General features: G+C 62.8%; 10 protein-coding genes. 3 read left to right on the top strand and 7 right to left on the bottom strand.

All coding sequences use genetic code 11. The features are described from left to right. Positions 1-353: 353 nt before the first annotated feature. From MKD38_RS28620 to MKD38_RS28610, 3 genes are all read left to right on the top strand, one after another. Positions 354-1,406, top strand: a complete 1,053-nt coding sequence (locus MKD38_RS28620) for a CAP domain-containing protein (protein ID WP_012354551.1) — start codon at positions 354-356, stop codon at positions 1,404-1,406. A gap of 79 nt (positions 1,407-1,485) precedes the next feature. Beyond that, positions 1,486-1,812 (top strand): hypothetical protein, encoded by a 327-nt coding sequence (locus MKD38_RS28615; RefSeq protein WP_232348027.1) that lies wholly within the window; start codon positions 1,486-1,488, stop codon positions 1,810-1,812. A gap of 222 nt (positions 1,813-2,034) precedes the next feature. Beyond that, positions 2,035-3,063 carry a CAP domain-containing protein gene (locus MKD38_RS28610; protein WP_012354552.1) on the top strand — a complete coding sequence of 343 codons (1,029 nt, stop codon included), beginning with the start codon at positions 2,035-2,037 and terminating at the stop codon, positions 3,061-3,063. 591 nt (positions 3,064-3,654) lie between these two features. Here the strand turns inward: MKD38_RS28610 and pilV are convergent. The 7 genes from pilV to pilO2 form a co-directional block, all read right to left on the bottom strand. Then, positions 3,655-4,902, bottom strand: coding sequence for a shufflon system plasmid conjugative transfer pilus tip adhesin PilV (pilV, locus tag MKD38_RS28605; RefSeq protein ID WP_012354554.1), 1,248 nt, complete (start codon positions 4,900-4,902; stop codon positions 3,655-3,657). Positions 4,903-4,909: 7 nt separating this feature from the next. Beyond that, positions 4,910-5,389, bottom strand: coding sequence for a hypothetical protein (locus MKD38_RS28600; protein WP_012354555.1), 480 nt, complete (start codon positions 5,387-5,389; stop codon positions 4,910-4,912). 36 nt (positions 5,390-5,425) lie between these two features. Next, positions 5,426-5,926 (bottom strand): type 4 pilus major pilin, encoded by a 501-nt coding sequence (locus MKD38_RS28595; RefSeq protein ID WP_012354556.1) that lies wholly within the window; start codon positions 5,924-5,926, stop codon positions 5,426-5,428. Positions 5,927-6,024: 98 nt separating this feature from the next. Next, positions 6,025-6,525 carry a prepilin type IV pili gene (locus MKD38_RS28590; protein WP_012354557.1) on the bottom strand — a complete coding sequence of 167 codons (501 nt, stop codon included), beginning with the start codon at positions 6,523-6,525 and terminating at the stop codon, positions 6,025-6,027. A 33-nt stretch (positions 6,526-6,558) separates the two neighbouring features. After that, positions 6,559-7,599: a type II secretion system F family protein gene (locus tag MKD38_RS28585; RefSeq protein ID WP_012354558.1), complete on the bottom strand. Its 1,041-nt coding sequence runs from the start codon at positions 7,597-7,599 to the stop codon at positions 6,559-6,561. Beyond that, the gene (locus tag MKD38_RS28580; RefSeq protein WP_012354559.1) at positions 7,596-9,401 is read right to left on the bottom strand and encodes a GspE/PulE family protein; all 1,806 of its coding nucleotides are present in this window, start codon (positions 9,399-9,401) and stop codon (positions 7,596-7,598) included. The genes MKD38_RS28585 and MKD38_RS28580 overlap by 4 nt, the downstream gene beginning before the upstream one ends. Further along, positions 9,398-10,639 (bottom strand): type 4b pilus protein PilO2, encoded by a 1,242-nt coding sequence (gene pilO2 / locus MKD38_RS28575; RefSeq protein WP_012354560.1) that lies wholly within the window; start codon positions 10,637-10,639, stop codon positions 9,398-9,400. The genes MKD38_RS28580 and pilO2 overlap by 4 nt, the downstream gene beginning before the upstream one ends.

The following is a 10,639-nucleotide window of genomic DNA, read 5'->3' as shown; positions in this document are numbered from 1 at the left end:
GCCTATGCTCTGCGCCCCAACCAACTGGGCTCAACCTTTGCGAAATCTTGCCGACTAACCATCCTTAACGCCAGTGTCGGAACCTCCCGTTCGGCGAGCCTTGACTTCGGCACGATGTCGCTAATCTGGAATCAAGCGGCTCGAATCCAGCCGCGATCCCATTGCCTCATCTCACCGCGGAGAAATGGTGTTCGCGCAAGCGTTGGCGCCTGCTAGCAGACTTCGTGACACCACTTTTGCTCCGAACAGAGCATCTGCTGTCCGTGCTGGCTTGGCAGTAGCAGCAACAGCGAAGACTGCGGGACAGGCCGGCAATAGGCAATGACATCTCTCCTGCTATATCGGAAGAATTCGTGAAGACGAGAAAATGGTTTGCGTTGCTGTTGCTGGCGCTCATTGGCAATGAGGAAGCTTGGGCAAGCGGAAGTGTTCCGTCGGCTGCTCCTGGCCCGGCAGAAGTTCCCTCCCTTGCGCTGCGGACCAGCGTGCCGGAGCCATCCTACGCAAAGAGTTCGGGACAGCTCGCGCTCTTCAACGGTGTCAACGCCTTGCGCCGGAAGCTCGGCGTCGGTCTTCTCATGCAAGACCCCGCGCTCGACACCGCCGCCCAGGCACATGCTGTCTATCTCAGCGCGCACAGCGTGGCACAGCATGACCAATCCGTAGGCTCTCTGCATTTCTACGCAACCACGCCTCTGCTACGAGCCAGAAGGGCCGGTGTCGGCGACACCCAATGGGTGGCCGAAATCGTGGGCGCAGCCAGAGGCCCCGATGATAGCGAGATCGGCGCAGGCTGCATCGATCAGTGGTACCACACCGTCTACCACTTGCAGTCGCTCGTCACGAACCAGGAATCCATGGGAATTGGATTCAGTGATACTGGTGCCTTGGGCCTGAATCACTGCGTCGTGGACTTCGGCACGAACACTGCAACACAACCAGGCCCGACACCCAACGGTGTGCCCTATGGAGGAGGCCAGCAGATCGATGCTGAAATCTTCGTCACTGTGCCAGCAGACGGCGACACCGACGTGCGACCCGGTTTCAACTTCGCCGGCGAGTCGCCGAATCCTGCGCCGGATCTGCCGGCGCCAGGCCGCCCCCTGATGATTTACGCGAATGGTGCGCTCGCGGAGGTGCTGTCCGTAGAAGCCTTCAAACTCGTTGACGGCAACGGCGCGGAGCTGCCTGCGCGCGTTTTGGTGTCCCCGGCGGCGAAGGCGGATGGCTCGAATGGTATGGCAGACGAATACCTCCGGAACAACGCGGCCTTCCTGGTCCCGCTCGCGCCACTGGCGGACCGCGAGGCCTACACGGCTTCGTTTTCTGGCACTCGGGCCGGCAAGCCGGTGAGTATCTCCTGGACCTTCAGGACTGCTACGCCGGGAGCCTCCACTTTCCGATAGCCCAAGCGCGCCGACGACCCCGCCGGACGGTTTCGCGGGGCAGGCCTCGAAACACATACAACGGAGATTCAACGATGGAATGGATAACGATCGCGGTCTTTCTGGTTTTGCCAGCTTACCTGGCGTTCAAGTGGGCAAGACAGGAGGGGCGTTGGCCTGGCCATGGGCGATTGCCTCCTTCATGTTCTCGTACTTCGCCTTGATCGCCTTTGCGCTGACGCGCAAAGGCCTGCCGACGGTGAGCGAATATGCGCGGAAGTATCCAGCATGCGTGACCGAGCGCGGCATGTCTTGCTATCGGTGCGGATCCAGAAGCATCCGCCTCTGGCGCGAGCAGCCGTTCATTGCCGCGCATCAGTGGCACATCTGCAATAGCTGCGGCACATCGCTCTACCGATCGCGGTGACGTGCACTTGACGCGGTCTTCGGGTCCGCCAGCCGTAACGATTACCAGGACACCCCTCTTTCCGGGGGGTCAAGTTTGGCTCCAATTCGTCGACTAGATGCTGATCGCCTTCGTGTATTCTCACGTCCGGCCGGGGATTGCGGGCACTTGACTTCGCGCGCCGATAGGTAAGCTAAAAGTAACGGTCGATCCCCGGCCGGTCAAAGTCAGAGGAAGAAAAGCATGCAAAACTCCAAACTCGCTCTCTCGGTTCTGGCCACTGCCATGGCGCTCGCTCTTGCCGCATGCGGCGGTGGTGGCGGTGACGATGGTGGATCCAAGAATCCCACCACGCCGCCTACAACTCCGACGACGCCGCCGCAGGAGCCGACGTCGGTGCCGCCGGCGACCACAGCTCCGGTATCGACGTATCCGAACGGAGATCAGCGGCTTGCGGCCTATGATGCTTTGAACTCACTCCGCCTGAAGATCGGCGTCGGCGCGCTTAAGCAAGACGACAAGCTCGACATCGCCGCCGATAACCATCTGGCTTACATGAAGGCAAATAGCGCTACAGGCCATTTGGAAGTAGCCGGAAATGCTGGCTTCACTGGTGCGAATCCCTATGATCAAGTGGTTGCAGCGGGCGGGTCGGAGGATCAATGGATTGGCCAAGCTGTGTCTAGCGGGGCGCCCGACGCGGAGAGCTGCCTCGCGGGCTTTAAGCGGTCTGTCTACCATTTACAAGCCATCACCAGCAATCAAGAGACGGTCGGTCTTTCGGTGCGCGACAACCGCTGCGTCATCAACTTTGGCATAGTCACCGGCGCCAAGGGTGGCGGTTATGGTCTCGCGCAATGGGGTGGTCAGCAGCTCGCTGCGAATGCCGTGGCATACTACCCTGCTGACAACGACTCCATATTCGGAACTTTCTACCCAGCTACGGAAAACCCCAATCCGGCGTCGGATCTTGCCAGTGCTGGACATCCGATCATGTTCCGGATGGCGGCACCGTCGTCCTCCAACGTTTTGACCGTATCCAGCTTCACGCTGACTGGCCCTGGCGGAGCAGCGGTTCCGGTACGAGTGCTGGTTCCGGCTAATGCAAAGGCCGGTTCCGTCGCCAGCGCGATCGAGAACACGAGCCTCTACGCTGGCGTGGTGTTCATGCTCCCGACGCAACCCCTCACAGGGGGCACCCACACAGCAACATTCGCAGGTGCTCGCAATGGTGTTGCTATCAGCAAGTCCTGGAGCTTTACGGCGTTCTGAGCAACATGTTACCCCTCTAAAAACAAAGAACCCCGCAACGACGGGGTTCTTTGTCTGTTCAGCCCTGGGATCTCAATACTTGCAAACCTCGTAGTAGCTGGTGCCCGGGTAATTCCCGTTGCCAGGTGTTGACGTCTTAGTGGCACCAGCGTAATAGCCGCGCGACTGCATATCAACCTGGATAAGCGGCCACATCGCCGAGGGATCATGCACAATGGGTCCGGCATCCCAGGAACTCCAAGTGCGCGCAACCGTGGGGTTGTTGGCGACGCCATCATAAACGGAGTATCCATATCCGTCGCATCCACCATCCGCACTGCAGTTACCGCCCGGCCCAATCGCGATCATGAATTTCCAAAACTCGTAGCGACACACTAATGTTGGAGGGGGCGGCGGCGGCGGGGGCGGCGGGGGATCATCGACCTTGCAGTACGGCAATCTACCTGGCTCCCGATACCAGTGGTGCCCTTGCCTACAGTCTGCCACGGTCATCGGCGGTGCCGGAAACGAGTACAACTGTGCGTTGGCTGCCGAGAAATCAGCTGCGAGAATGCATGCCCAAAGAATTCTTTTCATCAATCAATCCCGGTCCTAGAAGGTGCATCCAGTTGTAACGGTGCCCACGAGTCGCCCCCCGAGCGCCCCAGTATCGTTGCCGCTGTACCATGCGGCAGGAGAGATTGCGCTTGCTTGCGCATACCATGTAGTACCCCAGTCGTTCATGGAGAAGTACGTGCCCTGAATCGGCGGCATCACATTGCCAGTGATGTTGACCATTTCCTGCTTCGGGGTGTACAACGCCCATGCGGTACCACCCGGGCAGTTGTCCTTCGAGAACGTCATACCGTCTGTAACGTTCTCAATTTTCCGAGTAACGGTCATATTGCCCAGCGCGTTGTTGAGCGCGATATACCTGTTGCTCTTGCAGATGAATCCAACATTGGTCGCGCTGGTCGCTATCTGACCATTGTTCCCACACCACAGCCCTTCATAGATGTTTGCCACGGCCGTGCCTACCGCTTGCCAGATGCCGCCGGCACAGATCACATGCCCGGTGCCAGTGGTGCTTCGGCGGGTCGACGTTTCGACGCCGCACGCAGTACCTGGCGCACCGGTACTTGTTAGATAGGTATCGCCACCACTGGTTAAGGCAGTCGTTGCCGTGACCCGAGCGGCATTGCTGACGTCGTTGCCTGCCATGTCGATCGACGTCTGCATCCGATTGAGTTCCGGATGGCCCGGAACCTGCACCCGATATAGATAGCCGTTGTTGGCCTGCGCGCCGGTAAAGGCGAGCAAAGACGCGAGCCGGCCGCTGCCCGGGTTCGCGTAGTTGTCAAGCGGCACCTGCCACGCGCCGTATGCCCCATAGGCGCGGGTTGCCACCATCGTCGGATCGCCGTTTTGTCCGGCGTAGGGTACGAAGCCCCCTTGCGCACCCGCCTGCGCAGCGATCTGCACGAGCTGGCGGGTGTCGGTGATCGGCCGCCCGCCCTGCGACGTGACGAGCGCCTGCAAGTTGTTTGGCGTCGGCTGCAGAACCTGAAGCAGCCAGGTCTGGCCGAACACATTGGTCGCCGAGAACCCGGCTGGCAGATAGCCGCCGTTGATGAGCATGGCCGGCGTAACGTTGACAGGCACGCTTGCAGTTGCCTGAGCAACCAGCGTGGCGGATTCGTCCTGCACGAACTGCAGGGCGGCCTTGTCGAAGACAAGCATCTGGCTCGCCGCGGCGGCGGTCTGCACGTTCGTCACGCCGGCCTTTGCCCACGTCGCGAAGCCGGCAAGGCTCAGCATCGAGAGCATCAGCGCGACGAGATATCCGAGGATGGCTTCCATGCGTTTCTCAGGTGTTCAACTGGACCCAATTGACCAGCGCCCCAACGGGAATGGTCGCCGGCACGCTGTAGGCGATGCCGGTAGCAAGATTGACGGCCGTGCCCTGACTGCGGACCCGGAACCACGCGAGACTGCCCGCTGTGCTGCTGAGCAGCGCGCCGCTTGCGCCTGATGACACGCGCACGTATCCGTAGACGTCGCGCCCGCCGCCCGGATTGGCGACGGCCATGCAGCCGGCACCAGCCGGCGCCACCATCCCTGACGGCAGCACTGGCGTCACGCTCGCACCGACCAGCCCCGGTGTTGCACCGGCGGTCGACACACAGGCCGAGCCGTATGCTTGCGCCTGCTGCGCTGTGACCGTCGCTACAGATTCCATACGGCCAGCCACGCCGGCCCCAGGTGCTGCTTCTGATAGTTGCCGGCTTTGGGCAACAATCCCCAGACAGAACAGGACGGTCGCGATCGGCAGGATGAGATAGCCCATGCCCTTCTCCTCAGACTTTGGTGGCCGCGTGGAATCTCACTGGAAAGTCAGTGTGAAGCTCGCGGTCGCGCTGCATGCGGCGCCGGCGGTGGCCTGGTCTGGCAGGTTCGCCTGCGTGAAGGTCGTGGTCCCAACGGCCAATGAAACGAAATCGCGGAGGGAGGTCGCGGTGCTCACGCACTGCTTGGCTGTCTGAGCACCGCCGCCACCGAACCGGATCACGCCTTGCGAGCCGCTGTTTGCGGCCGACAAGGTCACGGCATTTCCCCACGTGTCGACCAGGGTCGTGCCGCGCACCATGTCCGTCGGAAACATGCCGCCGGTGATCATCGCCGGGATGTTGGCCGTGGTGAAGTTCGTGTAGCCGTTATTCCCCTGCGAGAATCCAGCGCGGGCATTCGTAATCAGTTGCGCGATGTTGGTGGCGACCACGCCAGCCTTGTGGCTCTGGAAACCGTTGTAGCCCGCGTATGCGATGCCCACCAGTGCCAGCAGGCCCAAGACGATGGCGACGATGCGCCCGAGAATCCCATCCATGTCATTTCCCTAAAGTCCACGTCCTGATTTCATCGCCTTCCACCGTGGACGTGATGCCGGTGGAAATTCCGCCTCGTCGCTGTGATCGCTTTGCCTGCTTACTGGAAGGTCAGCGTGAAGGTCGCTGTGGCGCTACAGGCAGCGCCGGCGGTGGCCTGGTCAGGCAAGTTGGTCTGGTTGAACGTGGTCGAGCCGACCGCCAACGTCACGTAGTCCTTCAGGCCCAGTGCTGTGCTCACGCATTGTTTTGCCGTTTGCGCATTGCCGCCGCCGAAGGTAATGACACCCTGGGACCCGTTGTTGGCAGCGGCCAGCGTGACTGCATTGCCCCAGGGGTCGACGAGTGCCGTGCCGCGCACCATGTCCGAGGGGAACATACCGCCAGTAATCATCGAAGCGATATTGGCGGTAGTGAAATTGGTATAGCCGTTGTTCCCCTGCGAGAACCCTGCTCGCGCATTCGTGATCAGCTGCGTGATATTGGTTGCGACCACGCCGGCCTTGTGGCTCTGAAAGCCGTTGTACCCGGCATAGGCGATGCCAACGAGAGCCAGCAGACCCAACACGATGGCGACGATACGCCCAAGAATTCCGTCCATGTGATACTCCTTGTGAGATTGCGAAAGCGATTGTCAGAGCTTGCCCATGGAAGATGTGAGGATCTCCGAGAGCGAGTTGGAGCCGAGCTGCAGAACAACGAAGGCGAGGAACATCAGTCCGGTGAAGGTCGCCGACATCACCATCCCCTTCGCAAGCAGTTGCCGCTCGATGACTTCGGCGTTCTGCCGCACGGCCACCGTGATCTTCTCGGTGAAGTCGTCAAAGCCGGCATACGCGCCGATTTCATCGATCAGATCCAGCGAAGGGAAGCCGTTCCCGGTCTGCCGCATGGCTTCGGCGAGGTCCAGGCCATCGGCCAGGCCGAGTCGAATCGGCCTCAGGCGTGAGGCCAGCCATGGCGATGCCGTGCCGATCTGGCCTTCCAGCGCTGCGATGTCAGGCACTTTCGCCCGCAGCAGCGCGACGAACGACATCAGCCAGCTGAATCCGGTGATCTCTCGGTACACCGTGAACGGAAACACATGCTGGTCAAAGAATCGCCTGCCCGGCCCAGCCCACCTCGGCAACGCCCACCAGCTCCAGACTGCGTAGGCACCGAGGCTCCCGAAGATGACCGGCGCCGGCCATCCCACAGCCAACTGGCCCATTCCGTACATGGCATATGCCCAGCCCGTCCACTTATCGATCGGCAGCACATCGGTGAACTGCGGCACGATGTAGCCGCCGATCAGCAGCAGGACGACATACAGCGTGACTAGGTACACGGCCGGCGCGAAAAAACTGGCCTGCAGTTTCTGCCGCAGACGCGTCGTCAGTTCGCGCACATCCAGCACCAGCCGCATAGCGTCCGGCAACTGCCCGGCCTTCTCGCCGGCGTCCAGCACGCTGCGCTCCAGATCACTGAGGCTCGTACCCATCGCCGCCATCAGCGTCTTGCCATCGCGCACCTGCCGACCGACCTCGTGCGCCGCCTCAGCGGCGCGCTTGCGGCCTCGCCGTGCTTGCCGCTCCCGGAAGTCCTCAATGACCTGGGCGAGAGTCAGCCCATTCTCCAACTGGCTCGATGCCTGTTGATACAGGCGCCGGCGCATCGTCCAAGACAGCCCGTTCATAGTTGATCCCTCATCGGAATGGCGTCTACGCTTCGCTCCGCATCGACAGGGCTCAGGCGTCCCGCCAGCACAAGGTCCATCGCGTGCGCGATCATGGGCTTGTCCGAACCCTCCCGGCGCCGATGATTGCGCCGCGCTGCCAATACGCCGTCGTTGATGCAATCCTGCATAAGCTGCTCGCTGGTCACGACAACTTCAGCTACCGCCTGTTGACCAATGATGGCTTCGCCGTGGCAGTGACCGCAGCCCGCGCCGCGCACTCGGACTTCCGAGAGATCGCCCCAGGTTCGCATCGCACTGAGCATGTAATCCGGCAGTGGTTCTGGGGCCCTGTCCAGCTCCACAGAGCATTTCGGACACAGCAGTGGCACAATCCGCTGCGCAATGAGGCCGATGATCTGGTTGTGATTGGCGATCACCTCCATCGCCAGGCGAACATGGTCCAGCATCACCAGCCGCGAGAACGTCTCGAACGGGTCGGTCACGTGCAGCGTGGTGAGCACCTGGTGGCCGGTCGCCGCCGCCTGCAGTGTCGCGATCGCTTCCTCGACACCGCGGATTTCGCCCAACAGCACCGCATCCGGGTCCATCCGCAACGTCATGCGCAACATCTCCGGGAACCGCTCGCTTTCCGTGGTGAGCTGGATCGCCCAGTCCATCGGATATTCGGTGGGATTCTCGATCGTGATGAGCCGCTTCTCCGGGAAGAGGCGTGCCTGATGCCGTGTGCATTCGAAGAGCGTCGTGGTCTTGCCGCTCCCGGTCGGGCCGGTCACGACGATCACGCCCATGGGCCGGCGCAGCAGCTGCGAGATGAGGTCCACCTGCAGCGGCGTGTAGCCCATCTGGCCGAGCTTGAATTCGCCGCCAGGCGCTTTCGGCGAGCGCAGATCGAGTCGTTTCGCCGCGTCGACCGCGTCCGCCTTCAGCGCGCCCTCATGGTGCTCCCGGTATTGCAGCCGCGCCACGAGGAAGCCGCCACCACTCTCCACCGGGTAAGCGGGCCCACGCACGATCCGCACGCTCGAAAGCCCGGTGCCCGGCAGCGCGTCGCCGGCGATCTGCGCGTCTTGCACGTCCAGCGGGTTATAGGTCGCGGCCTTCACCGTGGCGAGGCCCGTGTACATCGCGCGGATCAGGCGTTCACCCTCCTCGCGGCGCATCGATAGCGCGGAGACCGTGCGCAGATCTCCCTTGATCCGCACCTGAATCTCGGTGTGGTGCTCGCGAACCAGGATGTGAATGTCCGAGGCGATCAGCACAGCGCAATCCGCGATCAGCCGGCGCGCGAGGGTCAGGGTCTGCAGGTCCGTATCCTGCAGTTGACCGGAACCGCGCTGCTGGCGCAACACGGCAAGCTCCTGCGCGGACACCTTGCGCAGTTGGGGCGCCGCACCGCTGCGCCGCAGCTTGGCTTCCCAGGTCAGAAGCCGCGGCGTGCCGAAATGCCGGGCATCCACATAAATATCGCAACCGTGCACAGCCAGCACCTGCTGCACGTTGTCATCGGTCAGGCCAAGCTCCTTGGCGACATCTTCCACATGCAGGCCGCTTTCCGCGGCGCGCTGGCGAAGCGCCGATGCCTGCTCGGCAGTCAGATGGTTCAGGTTGAAGGCGACACGGTCGAAGGTGGCGGGCAGGTTGCGCGGGTATAGGATATGCGGCTCAAGCACCTCGGGAGGCTTCGGCAACGCCAGGGCATCGGACTTCACAGACGGCTCGGCGCGCGCCGCCAGTGCGGCGCCCCCTGTCGAGGCGTTGCGTGGACTGCGCCACAGGCGCGATAGGGTCTTGACCATCATTGACTCCCAGCGGGCGGCACTGCACCGTCCCGCATTGCGTACAGTTTTCCGGTGCCCTTCCATAACTGGGCAGCTGCTTCGTAGCTGACTTCGGTCAGCCGCAGGCCTGCCACGTCATCCAGTCCCTCGCCCACACCCAGCCACGGCGGCGCGCCAAAGCCGATGTCCGCGGTCATGGCGAGCCACGGATCGACCGGGGTGTTGCCGTCTGCCGGCAGCAGCGCGGGCGGCGAGGTCAACTGCAAGCTCACGCCGTTACCCTGTGCGTACGTCCACATCGACCGCTGCGCGGCGGCTGTCGCACTGACTGCGCGCGGGGAAGGCAGGAATGCCGCCGGCGCATTCGCCGTCGCCGTCGCTTGATTGCCGTCCGTGGAAAGCGCTCCGGGAGCATTGGCAGCCAAGCCGCCATCGCGCTTCCACGTGGTTTCGATCGTCAGGGCGGTCGACGTGGCCGGCTTGCAGCGCCAGCTGGCAAGCGTCCAGCCGGCCTCCGCAAGGACCTGCCGGTCCCAGGCGCGGCGACAGGCCTGCAGGAAGGCGGTCGGCATCGCCTCCTCGACCCAGGGTATGGCCCGCTGCCTTGCGGCCTCATTGGCGAGCTGCGCGGCGGCAACCGCGCGCTGTCGCATCAACTGCGCCTCACGCTCAGCGGCTTGCTGTTGGTCGTACCAGTACCAGCCTCCGACGAGAAGCGCCACGACGCCGATTGCCGCTGCCACCGCATAGGAGGTCGACTTCCAAGGTCCAGTCAGCACGTCCCGCATAGGCGACACGCCCTTTGCAGCCCGCGCCATGTTGGCGAGATCCCGTATCGTCCCTTCTACCTCCGTCCATTCCCCAAGGGCGCGATGCCGCTCCCGGATCGGTGCCAGTTCCTCCAGGGTGCCCACCCGGTCGCCACCGGCAATGACGGCGTGGCCCTGCCGGACGGCGATGTACCAGTAGAGGCTGCCCTGCAGGTGGAAGAGTCCCCTCCATGGCTGGCGGTGCTGGCCGGCAACGACCGCGGCGAGCGGCTTCAGCCCGGCCGGCTTCGCGCCGGCGATCGCTTCGCAGAATCCGGTCTGGATGGCCCCTTCCGCGCTTTGATGCACCAGGCCCCAGCGGACGTTCCGGCCGAGTTCCAGCGCGCGCGCGCGTAGGACACCCTGGCTCGGCTGGGCTTCCTCGTGTTGCCAGGTCAGCCCGATGGCGAAGCTGCCCTTCAGTCCGGGGAATGACAGGATCTCAGCCAT

It is taken from the genome of Cupriavidus sp. WGlv3 (assembly GCF_023952475.1).
In the GTDB taxonomy this organism is placed as follows: Bacteria; Pseudomonadota; Gammaproteobacteria; order Burkholderiales; family Burkholderiaceae; genus Cupriavidus; species Cupriavidus phytorum.
This window is presented reverse-complemented; position numbering and strand designations above follow the sequence as displayed.